This window comes from Pseudomonas sp. UC 17F4 (assembly GCF_900101695.1).
GTDB lineage: Bacteria > Pseudomonadota > Gammaproteobacteria > Pseudomonadales > Pseudomonadaceae > Aquipseudomonas.
The window spans coordinates 4,668,202-4,689,728 of sequence record NZ_FNKV01000001.1; the positions used below are offsets into that span (position 1 = coordinate 4,668,202).

The window sequence follows — 21,527 nt, forward strand, 5'->3', positions numbered from 1 at the left end:
ATGACTGCACACCTTATCGACGGCAAGGCGATCGCCGCCAGCCTGCGCCAGCAGATCGCCCAACGTGTCGTGGAGCGTCGCCAGCAAGGCCTGCGTACGCCTGGCCTGGCGGTGATCCTGGTCGGCACCGACCCCGCTTCTCAAGTCTATGTCTCGCACAAGCGCAAGGATTGCGAAGAGGTCGGCTTCAACTCCCAGGCCTTCGACCTGCCCAGCGATACCACGCAGCAAGCCCTGACCGAGCTGATCGATCGCCTCAATGACGACCCGAACATCGACGGCATCCTCCTGCAACTGCCATTGCCGGCGCACCTGGATGCCTCGCTGCTGCTCGAGCGCATTCGCCCCGACAAGGACGTCGATGGTTTCCATCCGTATAACGTCGGCCGCCTGGCCCAGCGTATCCCGCTGCTGCGCCCGTGCACGCCAAAAGGCATCATGGCCCTGCTCGAAAGCACCGGCCAGGACCTGTACGGCATGAACGCGGTGGTCGTTGGCGCCTCCAACATCGTTGGCCGGCCGATGGCCATGGAACTGCTGCTGGCCGGTTGCACCGTGACCGTCACCCACCGCTTCACCAAGGATCTGGCCGGTCACGTCGGCCGCGCCGACCTGGTGGTAGTGGCTGCCGGCAAGCCGGGCCTGGTCAAGGGTGAGTGGATCAAGGAAGGCGCGATCGTCATCGACGTCGGCATCAACCGCCAGGAAGATGGCAAGCTGGTGGGCGATGTGGTCTACGAGACCGCCCTGCCCCGCGCCGGCTGGATCACCCCGGTACCGGGTGGCGTCGGGCCGATGACCCGCGCCTGCCTGCTGGAAAACACCCTGTATGCGGCCGAAGAGCTGCATAAGTAAGTGCTGATGGCGGGATAAAAACGGCACCTGTGAAGGTGCCGTTTTTTTGTGCCTGTGTGGTTACTTGCGCGCAGCCTCCCAGGATTTGAGCAGCCCGCTGTAGCTCACGGTCTCGCCCTGGGGCTTCTCGTTGGCCAGTTTCGGCTTCGGCGCACCGGGCTGATCAAACCAGTACTGGGCATCTTTCTCGGGATTGAGCTTCGGCGCACAGGTGGCCTGGGCCTTGGAACGCTGCAGACGAGCAAGGATCGCGTCCTGATCCTTGGCCAGGCCGTCGAGCGCCTGTTGCGGGGTTTTCTCGCCACTGGCCGCCTCGGCAATATGGCTCCACCACAGCTGAGCCAGGCGCGGGTAATCCGGCACGTTGGTGCCGGTCGGGGTCCATTGCACCCGCGCCGGGCTGCGGTAAAACTCCACCAGGCCGCCGAGCTTGGGCGCAAGGTCAGTCATGGCCTGGGAGTTGATATCAGACTCGCGGATCGGCGTCAGGCCGACGATGGTCTTTTTCAGCGAGACGGTCTTGGAGGTGACGAACTGGGCGTACAGCCAGGCCGCCAGGCGTTGCTTCTCCGGGGTCGACTTGAGGAAGGTCCAGGAGCCGGCGTCCTGATAACCCAGCTTCATACCCTCCTCCCAGTACGGCCCCTTGGGCGACGGCGCCATGCGCCACTTCGGCGTGCCGTCGGCGTTCATCACCGGCAGGCCCGGCTTGGTCATGTCGGCGGTAAAGGCGGTGTACCAGAAGATCTGCTGGGCGATATTGCCCTGGGACGGCACCGGCCCGGACTCGGAGAAGGTCATGCCCTGGGCCTCGGGCGGCGCATAGGCGCGCATCCAGTCGACATATTTTTGCGTGGCATACACCGCCGCCGGGCCGTTGGTATCGCCGCCACGGGTGACACTGGAACCGACCGGGTGGCAGTCCTCGACGCGAATCCCCCATTCGTCCACCGGCAGGCCATTGGGCAAGCCCTTGTCGCCGCCGCCGGCCATGGAGAACCAGGCGTCGGTGAAGCGCCAGCCCAGTGACGGGTCTTTCTTGCCGTAGTCCATGTGTCCGTAGACACGCTTGCCGTCGATTTCCTTGACGTCCTCGCTGAAAAACTTGGCGATGTCTTCATAGGCCGACCAGTTCACCGGCACGCCCAGTTCGTAGCCGTACTTTTCCTTGAACTTGGCCTTGAGGTCGGGGCGGTCGAACCAGTCGGCGCGGAACCAGTAGAGGTTGGCGAACTGCTGGTCGGGCAGCTGGTAAACCTTGCCGTCCGGCGCGGTGGTGAAGGAGATGCCGATAAAGTCCTTGAGGTCCAGGGTTGGCGAGGTGTAGTCCTTGCCTTCATTGGCCATCAGGTCGGTGATCGACTCAGTCTTGCCGTAGCGAAAGTGCGTACCGATCAGGTCGGAATCATTGACCCAGCCGTCGTAGATGTTCTTGTCCGACTGCATCTGCGTCTGCAGTTTTTCTACCACGTCACCTTCTTGCAGCAGGTCGTGGGTCAGCTTGATCCCGGTGATCTCGCTGAAGGCCTTGGCCAGCACCTTGGACTCGTATTCATGGGTGGCGATGGTTTCCGACACCACGTTGATCTTCATCCCGCGAAACGGCTCGGAAGCCTTGATGAACCACTTCAACTCTTCGAGCTGCTGCTCGGGAGTCAGGGTCGAAGGCTTGAACTCGCTGCCGATCCATTTTTTCGCGGCATCTTCGTAGGCATCGGCCCAGGCGCTGGCGTGAAAGCTGCCCAGCACCAGCAGGGCTGCCAGGGTCAAATGTCGCCGGTTCTTGTTGTTGTCGAACATTGTGATCTCCCGATTGAGTATTTTCACCCAGGCGCGCCGATTGCCCTCGGCTACCCCCAGCGCATCACCACCAACAGCCAGGCCAGGGACAGCAGCGAGGCCACCCACAGGTTCCAGTCGCTGAGCCCGATTACCAGCAAATGCAGGTAAGCGCTGCCCAGCAAAGCAATGAACAGCCGGTCGCCACGGGTGGTGGCAATCGGCAGAAAGCCGCGACGCTCGACGCATGGCCGGCGCAGCTCGTACACCGTCATGCCCAGCAGCAACAGGCCGATCGCGGCGAAGAAGATCGCCGTCGGCAGGGTCCAGGCCATCCAGTCCATAGCGCGCTCCTCAGACCCGGCCCAGGGCAAAGCCCTTGGCCACATGGTTGCGGACAAACCAGATCACCAGCATGCCCGGCAGAATGGTCAATACCCCGGCGGCGGCCAGCACGCCCCAGTCGATCCCCGAGGCCGACACCGTGCGGGTCATTACCGCGGCAATCGGCTTGGCATTCACCGAGGTCAGGGTGCGCGCCAGCAGCAATTCGACCCAGGAAAACATGAAGCAGAAAAACGCCGTGACGCCGATGCCGGAGCCAATCAGCGGAACGAAGATCTTCACGAAGAACCGCGGGAAGCTATAGCCATCGATGTAGGCGGTTTCGTCAATCTCCTTGGGCACCCCGGACATGAAGCCCTCAAGGATCCACACCGCCAACGGCACGTTGAACAGACAGTGGGCCAGGGCCACGGCAATGTGCGTATCGAACAGGCCAATGGAGGAATACAACTGGAAGAATGGCAGCAGGAACACCGCCGGCGGCGCCATGCGGTTGGTCAGCAGCCAGAAGAACAGGTGCTTGTCGCCCAGAAACCGGTAGCGCGAAAAGGCATAGGCGGCCGGCAAGGCCACGCTCAGCGAGATCACTGTGTTCAGGCACACGTAGTACAGCGAGTTGATGTAGCCGCTGTACCAACTGGGGTCGGTGAAGATCACCCGGTAGTTGTCGAAGGTGAAGTTCTGCGGCCACAGGGTCAGGCCGCCGAGGATCTCGGTGTTGCTCTTGAACGACATGTTCAGCAGCCAGTAGATCGGCACCAGCAGGAACAGAATGTACAGCAGCAGCGCCAGCGTCTTGCGCAGGTTCATGGGCGGCCCCTACTGTTTGTCGGCGTGGGTCATGGCGGTATAGAACAGCCACGACACCAGCAGGATGATCAGGAAGTACACCAGCGAGAACGCCGCCGCCGGACCCAGGTCGAACTGCCCCACGGCCATCTGCGTCAGGGTCTGGCTGAGGAAGGTGGTGGCATTGCCAGGCCCGCCACCGGTGAGCACGAACGGCTCGGTGTAGATCATGAAGCTGTCCATGAAGCGCAGCATCACCGCGATCAACAGCACGTTCTTCATCTTCGGCAACTGGATATGCCGGAATACTGCCCAGGCCGAAGCGCGGTCGATGCGCGCCGCCTGGTAATAGACATCGGGGATTGCGCGCAAGCCGGAGTAACACAGCAGCGCCACCAGCGAGGTCCAGTGCCAGACGTCCATCACCAGCACCGTGACCCAGGCGTCCATGGTGTTGGCGGCGTAGTTGTAGCTAATGCCCAGCTGGTTGAGCGAAGCGCCCAGCAGGCCGATGTCGGCGCGGCCGAAAATCTGCCAGATGGTGCCGACCACGTTCCACGGGATCAGCAGCGGAATGGCCATGACGATCAGGCACAGCGACGACCAACGGCCCTTGGTCGGCATGGTCAGGGCGATGGCGATGCCCAGGGGGATTTCGATCAGCAGCACGCAGGCCGAATAGATGAACTGGCGCAACAGCGAGTCGTGCAGGCGCGGATCCTGCAGCACCTGGCGGTACCAGTCGGCGCCGACGAAGTAGCGACTGGACTGGTCGAAAATGTCCTGCACCGAGTAGTTGACCACGGTCATCATCGGCACCACAGCGCTGAACGCCACCAGCAGGAACACCGGCAGCACCAGCCACCAGGCCTTGTTGTTGGGCACTTTGTTCATGGCCGGGCCTCCAGCAGTACGTCATCGGCATAGAGCATCAGCCACTGCGCCGGAAAACTGATCCAGGCCTGGCCCTCGGGCAGCGTGCGGTCCTCGCCCAGGCGCACTTTGAGCGGCACGCCTTGCAGGTCGAGGCTGAGAATCTTGTAGGTACCCAGGTCTTCGACATCCACCACCCGGGCGCTGAAGCCTTCGTCGAACGGGGTGTCCCAGACCTGGACGAATTCCGGGCGGATGCCCACTTGCAGGCGCACGGCACTGGTCGCAGCCAGGCGCGCCTGCAACTCCAGCGGCAACGCCAGGTGAATGCCGGCGAAGCCGACGCCACCAGGCTGCACCTGCACCGGGATCAGGTTCATCCCCGGGCTGCCGATGAAATAGCCGACGAAGGTATGGCGCGGACGCTCGAACAACTCGCGCGGGGTGCCGAACTGGACGATCTGGCCGCCATACATCACCGCGATCTTGTCGGCGAAGGTCGAGGCTTCGAGCTGATCGTGGGTGACGTAGATCATGGTGATATTGAACTGCTCGTGGATCTGCTTGAGCTTGCGCCGCAGCTTCCACTTAAGGTGCGGGTCGATCACCGTCAGCGGCTCGTCAAAGAGGATCGCCGAGACGTCGTCGCGCACCAGCCCACGGCCCATGGAGACCTTCTGCTTTTCATCGGCGCTAAGGTTGCGGGCTTTTTTCTTCAGCAGGTTGCCGAGGTCGAGCACCTCGGCGATCTCGGCCACCTTGCTGGCAATGCGCGCTTCATCCAGGCCCTGGTTGCGCAGCGGGAAGGCCAGATTGTCGAACACCGTCATGGTGTCGTAGACCACCGGAAACTGAAACACCTGGGCGATGTTGCGCGCCTGTGGCGACAGTTCGTTGACCACCTTGCCATCGAACAGTACCTGGCCGTGGGACGGGCTGAGCAACCCGGAAATGATATTGAGCAAGGTCGACTTGCCGCACCCCGATGGGCCGAGCAAGGCGTAGGCGCCGCCTTGCTCCCAGACATGTTCAAGCTCACGCAAGGCATAGTCGTCCGCACCCTGGGGGGCACGGCTGTAGCTATGGGCCAGCTGCTGCAGACGAATCTCGGCCATCAGGCGACCCTCGTTTCACGCAAGCCCGGGGCCTGCACCAGTTGCCCGGCGGGGTCGAAGACGAACAGCTTGTGGGTGGGGATGAACACCCGGATCGGCGCATCGACGTGGTACTCGTGCACCCCTGGCAAGTGCAGGACCAGGCGAAAGTGCTCGTTGCGCACATGCAGGAAGGTTTCCGAGCCGCTGATTTCCGCCAGCTCCACCAGCACCGCCAGCTCCAGGTCATCGTCGTTGGACGGCACCAGGCTGATATGGCTCGGACGCACGCCGAAGCGGTAGTCGCCATCGCCGATGCAGCGCAGGTCGGCGTTCATGGCGAAATGCACAGCACCGGCAAAACTCACTTCGTTGCCGTTGATACGCCCGGGCATCAGGTTGATCGGCGGTTCGGAAAACAGCTCGGCGGCCAGCACCGTGCGCGGCTGGTGGTAAACCTGAGCAGTGGGCCCGCTCTGGACGATGCGCCCTTCATGGAGGATGGTGGTGGTGCCGCCCAGGGCCAGGGCCTCGTTGGGTTCGGTGGTGGCGTACACGGCAATGCAGTGGCGCGCGGCGAACAGCTCGCGCATCTCCTGGCGCAGCTCTTCGCGCAGCTTGTAGTCGAGGTTCACCAGCGGTTCGTCGAAGAGGATCAGCTCGGCATCCTTGACCAGTGCCCGGGCCATGGCCGTGCGTTGCTGCTGGCCACCGGAAAGCTCCAGCGGCAAGCGCTGCAGATACGGTTCGATACGCAGCATCTGCGCGGTCTGCTGGACCTTCTCGCGGATCAGCGCTTCGCCCATGCGCGCCTGGCGCAAGGGCGAGGCGATGTTCTCGAACACACTCAAGGTCGGATAATTGATGAACTGCTGATAGACCATCGACACGTTGCGCTGGCGCACCGGCCGGCCGGTGACATCCTCGCCATTCATCAGCACCCGGCCACGGTCCGGCCGATCAAGCCCGGCCATCAGGCGCATAAGGCTGGTCTTGCCGGCCAGGGTGCGGCCGAGCAGCACATTGAACGAGCCGGGTTCGAAGCGCAGGCAGGCATCGTCGATGCACAGCTGGTTATCCACGGTACGGCTGACATGCTCAAGGGTGAGCGACATGGCGCGGCCTTCTTGTTGTTAGCGGACAGGCGCCTGCTATAGAGCGAGATTCATGCCAGCGCTGGCCAAGCCGTTGTCGGCAAAGGACTTTCAGCAGATTGTGGATTTGCCGAAGTTCACTCCTGAACACAAATGAACAACCTTCACTGCACGGTTGAACAGCCGCGGCATTGACAATGAACAGGACTGAACAACACTGGATCACACAAAAACAACAACACTGCCGCCGGCAGAGGACGGGCCCATGGCCGCATCCACCAGCGCCCATGCGCAACTGATCCAGACGTCCTGGCAGCGCTGCCGCGCCTACGGCCTGGACCACCAGTCGCAACCGCAGTTCGGCGACGCATCTACTGTGCAGGTCAGCGAGCTGCTCGAACGCCAGCACTCGCTGCTGGGCACCACTCGCGACGAGGTGCTGCCGCAGTACGCGCACCTGCTGGGTAACTCCAGCTACCTGATCATGCTCAGCGACGATCACGGCCAGTTGCTCGATGCCTGGGGCACCCGGCGCTTTATCGACCCGCGCCAGCGCCACGGCTTTGTCGCCGGTGCCTGCTGGCGCGAGCAAGGGGTGGGCACCAACGCCATCGGCACAGCCCTGGCCACCGGCGAAGCGGTACATGTCAGCCAGGACGAACACTTCCTCAAGCTCAACCGCTTCATGGCCAGCGCCGCCGCGCCGCTGTTCGATGCCGAGCGCCAGCTGATCGGCGTGCTCGATGTGTCCAGCGACAGCTACCTGCCGACGGCGCAAACTCAGGGCCTGGTACGGATGATGAGCCAGAGCCTGGAGAACCGCCTGATCCTGGCGCGTTTTGCCGGGCACTACCAACAGCTGAGCTTCAACACCGGGGCCAACAACCTCGACAGCCAATGGGCCGGGCTGTTGGTGTTCGATGACCAGGGCCGGGTGCTGGCGGCCAACCGTCGGGCCGACAGTCTGCTTGGGCAGAACCCACTGCAACTGAACCTGGAGCAGTTGTTCCGCACGCCGCTGGCGCAACTGTTGGCCCACCGGGCTGACCAGCCATTTGCGCTGCAGGTGGCCGGGCGCAACCGCTTCCATTGCCTGCTGCATGCCCCCACAGCATCACCCACAGCAGCGCTCAACCGCCCGCAACCAAGCTGCGATCCGCGTATCGACAAGGCCCTGCGCCAGGCCGGGTTGCTGCTGGAAAAAGACATCCCGCTGTTGATCGAGGGCGAAACCGGCGCCGGCAAGGAGGTCTTTGTCACCGCCCTGCACCGCGCCAGTAGCCGCGCCACGCAGCCATTGATTGCGGTGAACTGCGCGGCGATTCCGGCCGAGCTGGTCGAGTCGGAGCTGTTCGGCTACGAGAAAGGCGCGTTCACCGGCGCCCACCACAAGGGCAACATCGGCCTGATCCGCAAAGCCGACCATGGCATTTTGTTTCTCGACGAAATCGGCGACATGCCGCTGCCCACCCAGGCACGCCTGCTGCGCTTTCTACAAACCCGCAGCATCCAGCCACTGGGCAGCGGCGAACCGACGCCGGTGGATATCCGCGTGGTCTCGGCGACCAACCACAACCTCGCCGAACAGGTGCGCCTGGGTCATTTTCGCCAGGACCTGTACTACCGCATCGCCGGCCTGAGCCTGATGCTGCCACCGCTGCGCGAACGCAGCGACCGCCTGGCCCTGATCGAACAGCTCCACCAGCAGTACCGCGAACCGGGGGCACCGACGCAATTGCCCGGCAAAGTGCTGGAACTGCTGCTTCAGCATCCCTGGCCGGGCAACCTGCGACAACTGGCCAGCGTGCTGCAGGTGGCCCTGGCGTTGGCCGGCGAACGGCCGATTGCCGTGGAGCACCTGCCCGACAGTTTCTTTGCCGACCTGCCTGAGACCAAGCCCGCCGCGCCAGTGCTGGCCACGCCGGCAAACACTGACGATCTCGGCCAGCGCCTGCGTGCCCTCAATGGCAATATCTCGGCCCTGGCCCGGGCCCTCGGCATCAGCCGCACCACCCTGTACAAGCGCCTGCACACCCAGGGCCATGCCGGCGCAGTTGACGAACGCCTGGGCTGATGGTCAGATGCCTGCCAGTTTCAGGTGCCTGCCGCCGCCGTGCGTCAGGTGAAACGGGAAGCCGGTGCGTCGTTATCGACCAGTCCGGCGCTGCCCCCGCAACGGTAAGCGAGTGAAGCATTCAACACGCCACTGTGCCCACAGGCACGGGAAGGCGAATGACTTTACGCCTCGCAAGCCCGGAGACCGGCCTGAAGCCCCACGACTGCATGCAGTCAATTAGGCAAACCTGCGGAGGGCGGGCACGAGCCGGCTGCCTGGCGCGTGTTGGCCGGGGCCCTCCTGTGCGCTTCGCGAATATTTTTCGAGAAGTCCATGACAGCAACAACCCCCAAACGTCGCCGCGGCCGCCTCGCCGAAGAGCAAATCCAGAGCAAGCCGGAGTGGTCGCAGATCCCCGAGCATACCCGCCATGTGATGCTCTGCACCGGCCCGCGCTGCGTACAACGCGGTGCCCTGCCACTGTGGAAAGTCCTGCGCCGCGAGCTGCTGGTGGCCAACCGCATCGAAACCACTGACGGCGTGCTGCTGACCCGCAGCCATTGCCAGTTCCCGTGCAACCTCGGCCCGGTGCTGACGGTATATCCGGACCGCTGCTGGTACCGGGTAGCCAACGCCGAAGACGCTCAGCGCCTGGTGCGTGTGCACCTGATCGACGGCCAACCGGTGCCCGAGTTGCTGCTCAACGGCCAGGGCTCATGAGGGGGTTGGGCGCCAGCGTGCTGGCCCTGTTGAGCAGCAGCGCCATGGCCCTGGACTATCAGAACTGCGGACACACCTGGCAACTGCCACAGGAGCGCCCGCAACGCATCCTGGCCCTCAACCAGCACGCCGCCGACCTGTTGCTGGCCCTGGACGCCGGCCCGGCGCTGGCCGCCGTCAGCTATATAGATGATGACGCCCAGGCGTTGACCAGCGGACGCTATCGCGGCGTCCCCCTGCTGTCGCGTCGCTACCCGGCAACCGAGGTGGTCTATGCCCAAGGTTACGACCTGCTGGTCGGCGGCTTTGCCAGCGCCTTTCGTGACCGCGACGGGGTCGCGCCGCGCACCACCCTGCAGGCCAACGGCATCGCCAGCTACCTGCTGGAAAACGCCTGCGCGCCAGCGCCGGGAAACGGCTTTGCCGCCATTGAACAAGACCTGCGCAGCCTTGGCCACCTGTTGCAGCGCGAGGCCCGGGCCAGCCAGTTGATCACCCGCCAGCGCCAGGACCTGGCCACCGCCAAAACCATCGCCGGGCACAGCCCGCCGCTGTCGGTGTTCTACCTCGACAGCGAGGTCAACGGCCTGCAAAGCGAAGGCAAGCGCGGTTTCATCACCCAGTTGATAGACGCAGCAGGCGGGCGCAACCTGTACGCCGAGGTGGAGCTGAACCGGGTTACGGTCGATGCCGAGCGCCTGCTGCGCGCCGATCCTGACGTGATCATCCTTGCCGATGCGGTGTGGTCACCGGCCGCCGGCAAGCGCGCCTACCTGCGCCAGCACCCGGCGCTTTCGCACCTGCGCGCGGTGCGCGACGACCGCCTGATCGACCTGCCCTTCAGCCATATCGTGCCCGGCGAACACAGCGCCCGTACCGCCCTGACCCTGGCGCGCCAACTGCTCGCCTTGAAGCAACAGCGGCCTTGACCCGTCGCAGCAGAATCCGCTGCCAAACCCACTATTTCAGCTTTACCGGCTGAGCACCCAATGCGCTTCAGCCGGGATTTATCCTTGATCACGTCGACAATAAGCACACAGCCAACCCCGGATGCGTGCCTCGATGCAAACAACAAATACAGTCTTGATGATCCGCCCGGCGCGGTTCGCCTTCAACCCGGACACCGCCCTCAACAACCGTTTCCAGCAAGCCCTGCTCGACCCGCAGCAGGCACAGCAGAAAGCGCTGGAAGAGTTCGATGGCTACGTCGATACCCTGCGCCAGCACGGTGTCGAAGTGCTGGTGGTGCAGGACACCCCGGCGCCGCACACCCCTGATTCGATCTTCCCCAACAACTGGTGGAGCAGCCACGCCGACGGCAGCCTGGTGCTCTACCCGATGGAGGGCCAGAACCGCCGCCTGGAGCGCAGCAAGGGCGTGCTCAAGGTGCTTGAAGAGCGCTTCGCCGTCCGTCAGACCATCGATCTGAGCCCCTTGGAACAGCAGAGTATGTATCTGGAAGGGACCGGCAGCATGGTCCTCGATCGCGAACACCGGATCAGCTACGCCTGCCACTCCGGGCGCACCCACACCCAGGCCCTGCGCCTGTTCGCCGAACAGCTCGATTATCGCCTGTGCCTGTTCCACGCCGTCGACCGCCACCAGGCACCGATCTATCACAGCAACGTGATGATGAGCGTCGGCCGCGGGCTCTCGGTGGTCTGCCTGCAGGCGCTGCCCGAGGCCGATGAGCGTCGCGCCCTGGAGCATTCGCTGCGCGACACCGGCAAGGACATCCTGGCCCTGGACTTCGACCAGCTCGAAGGTTTTGCCGGCAACATGCTCGAAGTCCACGACAAGCAAGGCCAGCCACTGCTGGTGATGTCGCGCAGCGCCTGGCGCTCGCTCACCCCAGAACAACGCCGGCAGGTCGAGCAGCACAGCCACCCGGTGGTGGTGAACATCGACCATATCGAGCGCATCGGCGGCGGCAGCGCGCGCTGCATGCTCGCCGAAGTGCACCTGCCTGTCCGTCACTGATTACAACAAAGGAGTTCACCATGACCCGCTATATCGACGTTACCGACCTCAGCCGCCTGGTGGCACGCAAAGGCCTGAGCACCTGCATCAGCGAGATGGCCGAGTACATTCGTGAGGACTACCTGCGCTGGCACGACTTCGAAAAATGCGCGCGCCTGGCCAACCACTCGGCCGACGGGGTGATCGAGCTGATGCCGGTGTCCGATGCCAACCTGTACGCCTTCAAGTACGTCAACGGCCACCCGAAAAACACCCAGCGCGGCATGCTCACAGTGATGGCCTTCGGCGCCCTGGGCGACGTTGATAGCGGCGCGCCGGTGCTGCTTAGCGAGATGACCCTGACCACCGCCATCCGCACCGCCGCCACCTCGGCCCTGGCCGCGCGCTACCTGGCGCGCAAAAACAGCCGCAGCATGGCGCTGATCGGCAACGGCTCACAGAGCGAGTTCCAGGCCCTGGCCTTCCATGCCCTGCTGGGCATCGACGACATCCGCCTGTATGACCTGGACCCTGCGGCCAGCGCCAAGCTGGTGGCCAACCTCGCCGCCTTCCCGGCCATCAAGGTAAGCGTTGCCGGCTCTGTCGCCGACGCGGTGCGCGGCGCCGATATTGTCACCACGGTGACTGCCGACAAGGCCTACGCCACCATCCTCACTCCGCAAATGATCGAACCTGGCATGCACCTGAATGCCGTCGGCGGCGACTGCCCGGGCAAGACCGAACTGCACCGCGAGATCGTCGAGCGCGCCCGGGTGATCGTCGAGTACGAACCGCAAAGCCGCATCGAAGGCGAAATCCAGCAAATGCCTGCCGACTCGCCCACCACCGAATTCTGGCAAGTGGTCAACGGCCAGGCCGCCGGGCGCGAAAACGCCGAGCAAGTGACCCTGTTCGATTCGGTCGGCTTTGCTCTAGAGGACTATTCGGCCCTGCGCTATGTGCTGGACGTCGCCAAGGCCCTGGACATCGGCAGCGAGATTGCCCTGGTGCCGGAGCTCAAGGACCCGAAAGACCTGTTCGCGCTGCTGCGCGCCCCGGTTGCAGACCTGCAGAAAAAACGCGCCTGAGGCCGACCGATTCTGCCGCGCCGCGGTGCGGCAGATCGGAAACCGCTGCACACGAAGCTCAAACAGGAGGTGCTCCAGCCGATTCGGCTGCCATTCACGCGTTAACAGCAAAATCCGGCAGCCGACGCCGGCGCAAACGACACAAAAAAAACGTCGTCATCGCGCATTCTGAGCCCGACCAGAGAGTCACTAAAAGACCAGAAGCGCACCACTGCCCTACATCAACTATAAAACTCAGGGATACTCATATGACTTCGCTGCGAAAGCTCCTCAGCGTGCTGCTCCTGCCACTGTGCGCAAGTGCGGTGCAGGCCAAGGAATGGACCGAGATCCGTTTCGGCGTCTACCCCGAATACCCCCCTTTTGAATCGGTTGCTGCCGATGGCAGCCTGCAAGGCTTCGACATCGAGCTGGGCAACGCCATCTGCGCCAAGCTGCAGGTCAAATGCACCTGGGTGCACAACGAATTCGACGGCATGATCCCGGCCCTGCGGGCACGCAAGTTCGACGCGATCATGTCGTCGATGGCGGTGACCCCGGCGCGGCAGAAACAGATCGATTTCAGCGCCAAACTGTTCCTCAGCCCGACCTCGGTTATCGTGCGCAAGAGCGCCGACTTCGGCGATACCCCGGAATCGCTCAAAGGCAAGCAGGTCGGCGTGCTGCAAGGCTCGCTGCAGGAAGCCTACGCCCGCGCCAAACTGGCGCCGCTGGGGGCCCAGGTCAAGGCTTATCAGGCTCAGGACCAGAACTACGCCGACCTGCTCAACGGCCGTCTCGACGCCACCTTGACCGACAAGCTCGAAGCCCAGCTCAACTTCCTTTCCAAACCCGAAGGCGCCGACTTCAAGAGCGGCCCGGCGATCAAGGACCCGACCCTGCCCCTGGATATCGCCATGGGCCTGCGCAAGAACGACAGCGAGCTCAAGGCCCTGCTCGACAAAGGCATTGCCGCGGTGCACGCCGACGGTACCTTCGCCGAAATCCAGAAAAAATACGTCGGCGACCTGGATATCTACAACGAGTAAGCCGTGTAGTCGCGATCGGCTCGCCCTGAGCTGATCGCGCCCGCATTTGCCCTGCGTCCTACCGAGATTTTTCCCGTGAACGACTTCCTTCACTCCCATGGCTGGCAGGCCTTGAGCCTGCAGGGCTTCGGCCCGCTGTTGCTGCAAGGGACCTGGATGACCCTGAAACTGGCGCTGTTGTCGCTGGCCCTGAGCCTGGCACTGGGCCTGTTCGGTGCCAGCGCCAAGCTCTCGCGGCTGAAACTGCTGCGGGTACCGGCCACTCTGTACACCACGCTGATTCGCAGTGTGCCGGACCTGGTGCTGATCCTGCTGATTTTCTACACCTTGCAATTGTGGCTCAACGACCTGACCGAGCTGCTCGGCTGGGACTACTTCGAGATCGACCCGTTCACCGCCGGGGTCATCACCCTGGGCTTTATCTACGGCGCTTATTTCACCGAGAACTTTCGCGGGGCGATCCTCAGCGTCCCGGCCGGGCAACTGGAAGCCGCCACGGCCTACGGTCTGAGCCGCGCGCAACGCTTTCGCCTGGTGCTGTTCCCGCAACTGATGCGCTTCGCCCTGCCGGGCCTTGGCAACAACTGGCTGGTGCTGCTCAAGTCCACTGCGCTGGTGTCGATCATCGGCCTGGCCGACCTGGTCAAGGCCGCACAAAACGCCGGCAAGACCACCAACAACACCCTGTACTTCCTGATCATCGCCGGGCTTGTGTACCTGCTGATCACCACCCTCTCCAACCGTCTGTTCAAGCACCTGGAGCGGCGTTACAACACCGGTATCAAGGGGCTGGCACGATGATCGAACTCTTTGAGCAATACGGCCAGGCCTACCTCTACAGTGACGGCGCCGGGCTTTCCGGGCTGGCCATGACCCTGTGGCTGTTCGTCATCACCATGGTCCTGGGCTTTTTCCTGTCGCTGCCGCTGGCCCTGGCGCGGGTCTCGCGCAGCCTGTGGTTGCGCTGGCCGGTGGAGTTCTACACCTTCGTGTTCCGCGGCACGCCGCTGTATATCCAGCTGTTGATCTGCTACACCGGCCTGTACGGGCTGGAGGTGGTGCGCGATCACGCCCTGCTCGACCAGTTCTTTCGCAATGCGCTGAACTGCACCCTGCTGGCTTTCGTGCTCAATACCTGCGCCTACACCGTGGAGATTTTCGCCGGGGCGATTCGCAATATCCCCCATGGCGAGATCGAAGCGGCCCAGGCCTACGGCCTGCACGGCTGGAAGCTGAACCTGTTCGTGGTGCTGCCGGCGGCTCTGCGCCGCTCATTACCGGCTTACAGCAACGAGCTGATCCTGATGCTGCACGCTACCTCGCTGGCTTTTACCGCCACCATCGCCGACATCCTCAAAGTCGCCCGCGATGCCAATGCCGCCACCTTCCTGACCTTCCAGGCCTTCGGAACCGCGGCACTGCTGTACATGTTGCTGTCCTTCGCGCTGGTCGGGCTGTTTCGCCTGGCCGAGCGGCGCTGGATGGGTTTTCTTGTTCCTGCCCGAGGCTAACTCATGACCACTACCGCACACGCCTTGTCGACCGGCGAACACACTCACAGCACACGTCCAAGCCCGCGCATTGCCAACGTCGCCGCCGACGCCACGGTAAAACTGAGCGTTGCCGACCTGCACAAACGCTACGGCGATCATGAAGTGCTCAAGGGTGTCTCGCTGCAGGCGCGCAAAGGCGACGTGATCAGCCTGATCGGTGCCAGCGGCTCAGGCAAGAGCACCATGCTGCGCTGCATCAACTTCCTTGAGCAACCCGATGCCGGGGTCATCACCCTCGATCAGCAGACCATCGAAATGCGCCAGGGCCGCGCCGGCAGCCGGGCGCCGCACCCGGCGCAGTTGCAGAACCTGCGCACGCGCCTGGCCATGGTGTTCCAGCACTTCAACCTGTGGAGCCACATGACGGTGCTTGAGAACATCTGCATGGCGCCGCGGCGGGTGCTCGGGGTCAGCAGCCAGGAAGCCGAAGCGCGGGCACGCAAGTACCTGGACAAGGTCGGCCTGCCGGCCCGCGCCGCTGACCAGTACCCGGCGTTTCTTTCCGGTGGCCAGCAACAGCGGGTGGCGATTGCCCGGGCCCTGGCCATGGAGCCGGAAATCATCCTCTTCGATGAACCGACCTCGGCCCTCGACCCGGAACTGGTCGGTGAAGTGCTGAAAGTCATACAGACGCTGGCCGAGGAAGGCCGTACCATGCTCATGGTCACCCACGAGATGGGCTTTGCCCGCCAAGTGTCGAGCCAGGTGCTGTTTCTGCATCAGGGCCGGGTCGAGGAACAAGGAAGCGCCGAGATACTTGACCAGCCGCAGAGCGAACGCCTGCAGCAATTTCTTTCCAACCGTTTGAAGTGAAGCCGAACCTGCATGGATACCAAGGTCAACAGCCCACAGACCACGCCGCCCCTGGACCGGATCGACGAAGCGATCATCGATGTGTTGCGCCACAACGGGCGCATCACCTATGAAAAGCTCTCATCGCTGGTGCACCTCACCCCTCGCCCATGCCTGGAACGGGTGCGCAAGCTGGAACGGCGCGGAGTGATTCGCGGCTATGGCGCGATCATCGATGTGCAGATGGTTTCGCCGGGGCTGTCGCTGCTGGTGCTGGTGGCCCTCTCCAACCAGAGCGGGCGCGCCGCGCAAAAGGCCTTCGAGGCCTGCGTGCGCGCCTGCCCGCAGGTGTTCGACTGCCAGCTGATCAGTGGCCACTTCGACTACAGCTTGCGCATGCGCTGCCGTGACATGGAGCACTACCGGGTGCTGACCGAAACCTGGATGAACAACGACGAGCTGCACATCGACAAGCTGGTCGCCCACCCGGAGCTGGCGGTGGTGAAGAACACCGCCCCCCAGCTCTAGGCCACCAACTCAGGTACGCGGCGGCGCCACCGGCCCGCTGCGCGACCAATCGAGCAACAGGCTGTAGGCCACCGCCAGCAAGGTCGGGCCGATGAACAGGCCGATAAAGCCGAAGGCCAGCAAGCCGCCAAACACCCCGAGCAAGACGATCACCAGCGGCAGGTTACCGCCACGGCTGATCAGGTAGGGTTTGAGCACGTTGTCGACGCCGCTGATGATGAAGGTACCCCAGAGGCCGAGGAACACCGCCATGCCGTACTCGCCCTGCCAGGCCAGCCAGGCGGTAGCCGGCACCCAGGCCAGCGGTGGGCCCATGGGAATCAGGCTGAGCATGAAGGTGACGATCCCCAGCACCAGCGCCCCTGGCACACCGGCAATCAGGAAGCCGATCAGCGCCAGTACCGCTTGCGCCGCAGCGGTGCCGATCACGCCGTTGACCACCCGTTGCACGGTACCTGCCACCAGTTCGAGGTAGTACTCGGCGCGCTCGCCGATCAGGCGGTCCAGCAGGCGCAGGACAAACGCCGCCAGGCGCGGCCCGTCACGGTAGAAGAAGAACACGAAGACCAGGCTCAGGGTCAGCTCGAGAATGCCGCTGCCGATCTGCGCGCTGCGCGCCAGCAGCCAGTTGCCGACCTGGCCCAGGTACGGCTTGATGGTGACCAACAACGCAGCGCCTTGCTGGTCAATGGTGTTCCACATGCCCACCAGGCGCTCGCCGACAAAAGGCACGCTGCCCAGCCAGCCCGGCGCATCGGGCAGGCCATCGACCTGCACGTCGCGCACGAAGGCGGTGGCATCGCGAATATGGTCGGCCAGGTTGAAGCCCAGCCACACCAGCGGCAACGCCACCAGCAATATCCACAAGGTGGTCAACAACCCTGCGGCGAGGGTTTCGCGACCGCCGAGCAGGCGCGTCAACAGACGCATCAGCGGCCAGCTGGCGTAGGCCAGGATGGCCCCCCAGAGCAGCGCCGAAATGAACGGTGCCATCACCCAGAGGCCTGCGCCAAGCAGCGCCAGCAGGATGATCTGCACCAGCAGGCGGTCATTATTGGGCATCATGTTTCTCGATCAACGAATCAGTTCGACGTGGAAACCATCAGTCTCGGCGCTACCCACTTCCAGTCGCGCTGGACGCACCCCGGCCTTTACCAGTTGCTCACGCCAGTCTTGCGCCTTGGCCCCGCTCAGGCTCACGCGCAAGGTGGTGTTGTTGTTCAGGCTGCGCCCGATCAGGTTGACCCAGGCCGCAGGCGGCTCGCCGTTCAAGTCAGGGTAGTCGAGCTTGCCGGTGTCGAGCAGTTCGCGCATCAAGGTGGCTGGCGTGGGCAGCAACTCGCCCAGGGGCGCATCGGCGACGAACTCTTCGACGTGCAGGTAAGCACGCTTGTTGCCACGGGTGATGCTGTACAGGGCGACCAGGGTGTTGCTCTGCTCGGCGGAGCGGCGCAGCAGAATGAACGCCTGTTGCTCGTCGGCACCCGACAACGTGCGGTTCTTGAACACCTCGTTGGCCCACAGGCTGTTCTCGCCACAATCACGCGCCTGGCACCAGAACAACGGATAACCGCCATCGTTCTGCAGGGCTTCGCGGGCGGCGGTGAAGGCTTCGTTGGCACTGCGCTCGCGGGGCAGCTCATAGGTGGTGGAGCTGACCTGGCCGCGGCTTTCGATCTTGCCCTCGACCCGCAGCTGATTGCTGATCTTGCGCAGGCCGCCCAAGGGGTAGATGCGCTCCTGCGGTACCGCCGCGCGCTGATCGACCACCTTGGCGTCCAGCGGAACCGGCAGGCCGTCGGCCAGCAACGGCAGGCTGGCGAGAACGCCGAGCCCGGCCATGGCCGCCCGGGTAAGCAATTTGAGCCTCATAGGCTCGTCACCGAGCGCGGGGCGTCAAGGTGGTCAAATGATGTGGCGTTGTCTTGCTCGTTCATGGTTGTCTCCCTGTTCAACCCGCCAAGCCTCGACAGTTGCCGGTCACAAGTCAAGAAATGCCAAAGAAGCGATTGAAACAGTCTGCAACAAGGGTTGCGCCGGCCTCGTCATTCAGGTGCAGATGATGACCGCCCGGCAGTTGTTCTCGCTCAAAGGGTAGCTGCTCGAGCAACTCGCTGTGGCGCGCCAGCATGCCGTCGGCGGCCACCACCAGTTTCGCCGGGCAGGCGATGCGTTGCACGAAGCTCATGGCCTGGGCCTGGTTCAGTCGCGTGGGCGATGGCAGGGTCAGGCGGCTGTCGCTGCGCCAAGTGTAGCCACCGGGTACCGGCATCAGCCCACGCTGGGCAAGTAGCTCGGCCGCCTCGCGGCTGACCGCCACCAGGCCCTTCATGCGTGCCTCGATGGCCTGCTCGAGGGTCGAGTGCACGGCCTTGCGCTTGCTGTCCAGGCGCAGTTGCGCCTGCAGGGCCATGCCCATGCGTTCGGCGGCATCCTGCGGGCCGCTGGTGGGCGGGATGACCCCGTCGATCAAGGCCAGGCGGGTGATGCGTTCGGGCAAGGCGCCGGCCAGCAGCACCGAAATGATCGCCCCCAGCGAGTGCCCGAGCAGGGCAAAGCGCTCCCAGCCCATCTGCTCGGCCACCCGCAGTACATCGTGGGCGTAGTCGGCCAGGGCGTAGCCGGCGCCGGCCGGGCGATGCTCGGAATGGCCATGGCCGGCCAGGTCCAGGGCGAGGATGCGCAGGCCCTTGAGCCGGGGCGCCAGGCGGGCAAAGCTGTTGGCGTTGTCCAGCCAGCCGTGCAGGGCAATCACCGGCAAGCCGTCGGCCGGGCCGAACAGGTGCGCGGCCAGCTCGATATGGCCCAGGTTCAGGCGTACTTCTTCCATTTCAGTGCTCATGTCGGGGTGTCCTGCCAGCGCTCGAACAGGCCCTTGATCAGGCTGGCGGTATCGCTCGGGTGCTCCAGCGGAAACATATGACCGCCCGGCAGGCTGTGGTATTCGCCCCTGGGCATGCCACGCACGGCCAGGGCGTGATGGCGCTTGACCACCCGGCTGTGGCTGCCACGGACCATGGCCAGGGGCAGCTGCAGCTGTTTGGCCGGGCTCGGGCTGGTGTGCGGCAGGCTGCGGTAGATGCTGATCTCGGTAGCCGGGTCAAAGCGCAGGCGCAAGCCGTCTGCGCCGGGCTGCAAGCCATGCTCAAGGTAGGCGTCCAGGCATTCGGGATCGAAATGGCGGAACAGCGTTTTGCCAGCGAAATAGGCCCGTGCGCTGTCACGGTCGGCAAAGGCTTCGCGGCGGCCCAGGGTGCGCCCGGCCGGGGTGATGCGATCGATGAAGCCCATGCGCTTGGCGGCCTGGATCAGCCACTGGTCGACCCGGGTCAACACCGGCGAATCGAGCATCACCACGCCGCGGTAGTACTGCGGGCAGCGCAGCGCCGCATGCAGATGCAACACACCCCCCAAAGAATGCCCGACGCCCCAGACCGGGCCCGGCTGTTGCTCCAGGTGATGGATCAGCTCGTCGACCAGGTTCTGCCAGTTGTCGTTGACCGGAAAGCGCGGATCGTGGGCATGCTGGGCCAGGTGGCTGACCTGATAGTCCGGCGCCAGCGCCGCAAAGAGCTTGCCGTAGGTGGCCGAGGGAAAGCCATTGGCATGGGCGAAGAAGATCTGCTGCGACATGGCCGCCAATCCAGAAGGAAGTGATGGCTCATTGTCGGCAACCGCACCCGTGGCGGCAATGTCCGGAAAAGCCATCGGCGACGGCAATCAGGTCAATACTCGCCGAAACTGGCCATCGAGCGGCGCAGGCAGGCCTGCATATAGGCCAGTTGCTGCTCGAGGGCTTCGCGGGCGCGGCGCTTGTCTTCGACATCGAGCTCGAGCCGGCGCAGGGCCAGGCAACTGGTCTGCAGCAGGTGTGACATGCGAATGCTGGCCTGGCGCAGTTGCTCCAGCTCGTACTGGCCTTCGAACTTGCGCAGCAGGTAGTCGAGCTTGGCGTCGGCGCTGTCCTGCAACATGCGGTACTCGGCAAAGTCCAGCGCCTGGTGCTTTTGCACCTTGTCGAGCGCCGGCTGCACGTCGGCCGAGTACACCAGATCCAGATGTCTACTGCTCATAGTCCAATTCCCTGGGACACCCTGCCCCGCAACTTGATTGCACGCTAACAAGGTGTACCGGGCAGGACAACTGGTAAAAATGCTAGGTCGATCAGCGGATTTATGGATGATTCAGGCCACGCAAGGTCATCAGCCCCGCCAGCGGCCACTCACCCTCGAGTTCGGCCAGGCTGGCGGTGCTCATCGGCGCCGGAGGTTGGCGGCTGCCATGCGCCAGCAGGCTGACCAGGTTGCCCACCAGCGGCTGGTGACTGACCAGCAACACTTCGTTCACGCCCAGGTTCTCCAGCTCGCTGATTACCGCGTGCGGGTCACTATCGGGGGTCAGCCACGGCACAGTCTGCACCGGTTTGCCGAAGCCGAGGGCTTCGTGGACCAGCGCCGCAGTCTGCTGGGCGCGCACATAGGGGCTGGCGAGAATCACCTGCAGCGGCTGCCCGAGCAACTGCGCCGCGCTACGCAGCACCTGCTCGCGGCCATGGGCGGTGAGACGGCGCTCGGCATCGGTGTTGGCCCGCTGCTCGGCTTCGCCGTGACGCAGCACCCACAACTTCACAGCTTCGGCTCTTCGTCGCGCACCGGGTGCGCTGCCGGCGGCACGCTGTGGGCAGCCTCGCCTTCAGGCGCGCGCGGGGTTGGCCAGTCGGCGAATGGCCAGGGCTTCTGGTCACTGTGGAAGCTGCCGAAGCGGCCGATCTGGGCCAGGAACTGGCTGAGGCTGTCGCCGAAATTCATCAGGCTGGCACTCGGTGCGCCGTAGATAAGCCGGTAGATCAGTTGCACCAGCACCAGGCCACCGAGCAGCAGCTCGGCCAATTGCCAGACCACCAGGAACACCAGCATCCACAGCACGCGCAAGATGATCGACTCGCGCTGGGTCTGGTTTGAAGAATCGTTCATG

At 63.9% G+C, this 21,527-nt stretch carries 24 protein-coding genes and 1 riboswitch; of the genes, 11 read left to right on the forward strand and 13 right to left on the reverse strand.

Annotation, left to right across the window (positions count from 1 at the left end):
- On the forward strand, positions 1 to 855 hold the full coding sequence (gene folD, locus BLR26_RS21235; RefSeq protein ID WP_093385281.1) for a bifunctional methylenetetrahydrofolate dehydrogenase/methenyltetrahydrofolate cyclohydrolase FolD: 855 nt from the start codon (positions 1 to 3) through the stop codon (positions 853 to 855).
- Between the two features lie 60 nt (positions 856 to 915).
- Here the strand turns inward: folD and BLR26_RS21240 are convergent, their stop codons facing one another.
- The 6 genes from BLR26_RS21240 to BLR26_RS21265 are packed head-to-tail and all read right to left on the reverse strand — an operon-like array spanning position 916 to position 6,850.
- Complete coding sequence (locus BLR26_RS21240; RefSeq protein ID WP_093385284.1) at positions 916 to 2,655, reverse strand: ABC transporter substrate-binding protein; 1,740 nt, start codon at positions 2,653 to 2,655, stop codon at positions 916 to 918.
- 50 nt (positions 2,656 to 2,705) lie between these two features.
- Positions 2,706 to 2,978 carry a DUF2160 domain-containing protein gene (locus BLR26_RS21245; RefSeq protein WP_045202145.1) on the reverse strand — a complete coding sequence of 91 codons (273 nt, stop codon included), beginning with the start codon at positions 2,976 to 2,978 and terminating at the stop codon, positions 2,706 to 2,708.
- Between the two features lie 10 nt (positions 2,979 to 2,988).
- Complete coding sequence (locus BLR26_RS21250) at positions 2,989 to 3,789, reverse strand: carbohydrate ABC transporter permease (protein WP_045202146.1); 801 nt, start codon at positions 3,787 to 3,789, stop codon at positions 2,989 to 2,991.
- Between the two features lie 9 nt (positions 3,790 to 3,798).
- On the reverse strand, positions 3,799 to 4,662 hold the full coding sequence (locus BLR26_RS21255; RefSeq protein WP_045202147.1) for a carbohydrate ABC transporter permease: 864 nt from the start codon (positions 4,660 to 4,662) through the stop codon (positions 3,799 to 3,801).
- On the reverse strand, positions 4,659 to 5,756 hold the full coding sequence (locus BLR26_RS21260) for an ABC transporter ATP-binding protein (protein ID WP_093385287.1): 1,098 nt from the start codon (positions 5,754 to 5,756) through the stop codon (positions 4,659 to 4,661). The genes BLR26_RS21255 and BLR26_RS21260 overlap by 4 nt, the downstream gene beginning before the upstream one ends.
- Entirely contained in the window at positions 5,756 to 6,850 is a 1,095-nt protein-coding gene (locus BLR26_RS21265) for an ABC transporter ATP-binding protein (RefSeq protein WP_093385290.1), read from the reverse strand. The genes BLR26_RS21260 and BLR26_RS21265 overlap by 1 nt, the downstream gene beginning before the upstream one ends.
- Positions 6,851 to 7,094: 244 nt before the next feature.
- Here BLR26_RS21265 and BLR26_RS21270 point away from each other — a divergent pair, with 244 nt between their 5' ends.
- The 10 genes from BLR26_RS21270 to BLR26_RS21315 all read left to right on the forward strand — a co-directional run bounded on the left by BLR26_RS21270 (position 7,095) and on the right by BLR26_RS21315 (position 16,553).
- Entirely contained in the window at positions 7,095 to 8,903 is a 1,809-nt protein-coding gene (locus BLR26_RS21270) for a sigma-54-dependent Fis family transcriptional regulator (protein ID WP_093385293.1), read from the forward strand.
- Between the two features lie 5 nt (positions 8,904 to 8,908).
- Positions 8,909 to 9,113: riboswitch (cobalamin riboswitch) on the forward strand.
- A 105-nt stretch (positions 9,114 to 9,218) separates the two neighbouring features.
- A complete protein-coding gene (locus BLR26_RS21275) occupies positions 9,219 to 9,605 on the forward strand; it encodes a (2Fe-2S) ferredoxin domain-containing protein (protein ID WP_045202155.1) in 387 nt (128 codons plus the stop codon).
- On the forward strand, positions 9,602 to 10,534 hold the full coding sequence (locus BLR26_RS21280) for an ABC transporter substrate-binding protein (RefSeq protein WP_093385298.1): 933 nt from the start codon (positions 9,602 to 9,604) through the stop codon (positions 10,532 to 10,534). Before BLR26_RS21275 ends, BLR26_RS21280 begins: the two co-directional genes overlap by 4 nt.
- Before the next feature lie 133 nt (positions 10,535 to 10,667).
- Positions 10,668 to 11,585 (forward strand): citrulline utilization hydrolase CtlX, encoded by a 918-nt coding sequence (ctlX, locus tag BLR26_RS21285; RefSeq protein ID WP_093387627.1) that lies wholly within the window; start codon positions 10,668 to 10,670, stop codon positions 11,583 to 11,585.
- 20 nt (positions 11,586 to 11,605) lie between these two features.
- Entirely contained in the window at positions 11,606 to 12,652 is a 1,047-nt protein-coding gene (locus BLR26_RS21290) for an ornithine cyclodeaminase (RefSeq protein ID WP_093385303.1), read from the forward strand.
- 248 nt (positions 12,653 to 12,900) lie between these two features.
- On the forward strand, positions 12,901 to 13,680 hold the full coding sequence (locus tag BLR26_RS21295; RefSeq protein ID WP_045202161.1) for an ABC transporter substrate-binding protein: 780 nt from the start codon (positions 12,901 to 12,903) through the stop codon (positions 13,678 to 13,680).
- Between the two features lie 75 nt (positions 13,681 to 13,755).
- A complete protein-coding gene (locus BLR26_RS21300; RefSeq protein ID WP_038996184.1) occupies positions 13,756 to 14,481 on the forward strand; it encodes an ABC transporter permease in 726 nt (241 codons plus the stop codon).
- The gene (locus BLR26_RS21305) at positions 14,478 to 15,191 is read left to right on the forward strand and encodes an ABC transporter permease (protein ID WP_093385307.1); all 714 of its coding nucleotides are present in this window, start codon (positions 14,478 to 14,480) and stop codon (positions 15,189 to 15,191) included. The genes BLR26_RS21300 and BLR26_RS21305 overlap by 4 nt, the downstream gene beginning before the upstream one ends.
- Positions 15,192 to 15,194: 3 nt before the next feature.
- Positions 15,195 to 16,046 carry an ABC transporter ATP-binding protein gene (locus BLR26_RS21310; protein ID WP_256326752.1) on the forward strand — a complete coding sequence of 284 codons (852 nt, stop codon included), beginning with the start codon at positions 15,195 to 15,197 and terminating at the stop codon, positions 16,044 to 16,046.
- A gap of 12 nt (positions 16,047 to 16,058) precedes the next feature.
- Positions 16,059 to 16,553: an Lrp/AsnC family transcriptional regulator gene (locus BLR26_RS21315; RefSeq protein ID WP_010224632.1), complete on the forward strand. Its 495-nt coding sequence runs from the start codon at positions 16,059 to 16,061 to the stop codon at positions 16,551 to 16,553.
- Between the two features lie 9 nt (positions 16,554 to 16,562).
- Here BLR26_RS21315 and BLR26_RS21320 read toward each other — a convergent pair whose 3' ends face one another.
- From BLR26_RS21320 to BLR26_RS21350, 7 genes are all read right to left on the reverse strand, one after another.
- Positions 16,563 to 17,615: an AI-2E family transporter gene (locus tag BLR26_RS21320; RefSeq protein WP_045202231.1), complete on the reverse strand. Its 1,053-nt coding sequence runs from the start codon at positions 17,613 to 17,615 to the stop codon at positions 16,563 to 16,565.
- Between the two features lie 12 nt (positions 17,616 to 17,627).
- A complete protein-coding gene (locus BLR26_RS21325) occupies positions 17,628 to 18,395 on the reverse strand; it encodes a DUF4892 domain-containing protein (protein WP_249744445.1) in 768 nt (255 codons plus the stop codon).
- A gap of 145 nt (positions 18,396 to 18,540) precedes the next feature.
- Positions 18,541 to 19,395 (reverse strand): alpha/beta hydrolase, encoded by an 855-nt coding sequence (locus tag BLR26_RS21330; protein WP_093385311.1) that lies wholly within the window; start codon positions 19,393 to 19,395, stop codon positions 18,541 to 18,543.
- Positions 19,392 to 20,186 (reverse strand): alpha/beta hydrolase, encoded by a 795-nt coding sequence (locus BLR26_RS21335; protein WP_093385316.1) that lies wholly within the window; start codon positions 20,184 to 20,186, stop codon positions 19,392 to 19,394. Before BLR26_RS21335 ends, BLR26_RS21330 begins: the two co-directional genes overlap by 4 nt.
- Positions 20,187 to 20,278: 92 nt before the next feature.
- On the reverse strand, positions 20,279 to 20,626 hold the full coding sequence (locus BLR26_RS21340) for a hypothetical protein (RefSeq protein WP_045202171.1): 348 nt from the start codon (positions 20,624 to 20,626) through the stop codon (positions 20,279 to 20,281).
- A gap of 100 nt (positions 20,627 to 20,726) precedes the next feature.
- A complete protein-coding gene (gene sixA, locus BLR26_RS21345; RefSeq protein WP_045202173.1) occupies positions 20,727 to 21,182 on the reverse strand; it encodes a phosphohistidine phosphatase SixA in 456 nt (151 codons plus the stop codon).
- Positions 21,179 to 21,526 carry a DUF4389 domain-containing protein gene (locus BLR26_RS21350; RefSeq protein WP_045202175.1) on the reverse strand — a complete coding sequence of 116 codons (348 nt, stop codon included), beginning with the start codon at positions 21,524 to 21,526 and terminating at the stop codon, positions 21,179 to 21,181. Before BLR26_RS21350 ends, sixA begins: the two co-directional genes overlap by 4 nt.
- Position 21,527 lies beyond the last annotated feature (1 nt).

Coding starts and splice junctions, on each gene's coding strand:
- BLR26_RS21250 (WP_045202146.1), bottom strand. CDS start 3,789: ATGAACCTGCGCAAGACGCTGGCGCTGCTGCTGTACATTCTGTTCCTG.
- BLR26_RS21305 (WP_093385307.1), top strand. CDS start 14,478: ATGATCGAACTCTTTGAGCAATACGGCCAGGCCTACCTCTACAGTGAC.
- BLR26_RS21320 (WP_045202231.1), bottom strand. CDS start 17,615: ATGCCCAATAATGACCGCCTGCTGGTGCAGATCATCCTGCTGGCGCTG.
- BLR26_RS21350 (WP_045202175.1), bottom strand. CDS start 21,526: ATGAACGATTCTTCAAACCAGACCCAGCGCGAGTCGATCATCTTGCGC.
- BLR26_RS21325 (WP_249744445.1), bottom strand. CDS start 18,395: ATGGCCGGGCTCGGCGTTCTCGCCAGCCTGCCGTTGCTGGCCGACGGC.
- BLR26_RS21340 (WP_045202171.1), bottom strand. CDS start 20,626: ATGAGCAGTAGACATCTGGATCTGGTGTACTCGGCCGACGTGCAGCCG.
- BLR26_RS21295 (WP_045202161.1), top strand. CDS start 12,901: ATGACTTCGCTGCGAAAGCTCCTCAGCGTGCTGCTCCTGCCACTGTGC.
- BLR26_RS21270 (WP_093385293.1), top strand. CDS start 7,095: ATGGCCGCATCCACCAGCGCCCATGCGCAACTGATCCAGACGTCCTGG.
- BLR26_RS21335 (WP_093385316.1), bottom strand. CDS start 20,186: ATGTCGCAGCAGATCTTCTTCGCCCATGCCAATGGCTTTCCCTCGGCC.
- BLR26_RS21240 (WP_093385284.1), bottom strand. CDS start 2,655: ATGTTCGACAACAACAAGAACCGGCGACATTTGACCCTGGCAGCCCTG.
- folD (WP_093385281.1), top strand. CDS start 1: ATGACTGCACACCTTATCGACGGCAAGGCGATCGCCGCCAGCCTGCGC.
- BLR26_RS21255 (WP_045202147.1), bottom strand. CDS start 4,662: ATGAACAAAGTGCCCAACAACAAGGCCTGGTGGCTGGTGCTGCCGGTG.
- ctlX (WP_093387627.1), top strand. CDS start 10,668: ATGCAAACAACAAATACAGTCTTGATGATCCGCCCGGCGCGGTTCGCC.
- BLR26_RS21275 (WP_045202155.1), top strand. CDS start 9,219: ATGACAGCAACAACCCCCAAACGTCGCCGCGGCCGCCTCGCCGAAGAG.
- BLR26_RS21265 (WP_093385290.1), bottom strand. CDS start 6,850: ATGTCGCTCACCCTTGAGCATGTCAGCCGTACCGTGGATAACCAGCTG.
- BLR26_RS21245 (WP_045202145.1), bottom strand. CDS start 2,978: ATGGACTGGATGGCCTGGACCCTGCCGACGGCGATCTTCTTCGCCGCG.
- BLR26_RS21315 (WP_010224632.1), top strand. CDS start 16,059: ATGGATACCAAGGTCAACAGCCCACAGACCACGCCGCCCCTGGACCGG.
- BLR26_RS21330 (WP_093385311.1), bottom strand. CDS start 19,395: ATGAGCACTGAAATGGAAGAAGTACGCCTGAACCTGGGCCATATCGAG.
- BLR26_RS21280 (WP_093385298.1), top strand. CDS start 9,602: ATGAGGGGGTTGGGCGCCAGCGTGCTGGCCCTGTTGAGCAGCAGCGCC.
- BLR26_RS21310 (WP_256326752.1), top strand. CDS start 15,195: ATGACCACTACCGCACACGCCTTGTCGACCGGCGAACACACTCACAGC.
- BLR26_RS21260 (WP_093385287.1), bottom strand. CDS start 5,756: ATGGCCGAGATTCGTCTGCAGCAGCTGGCCCATAGCTACAGCCGTGCC.
- BLR26_RS21290 (WP_093385303.1), top strand. CDS start 11,606: ATGACCCGCTATATCGACGTTACCGACCTCAGCCGCCTGGTGGCACGC.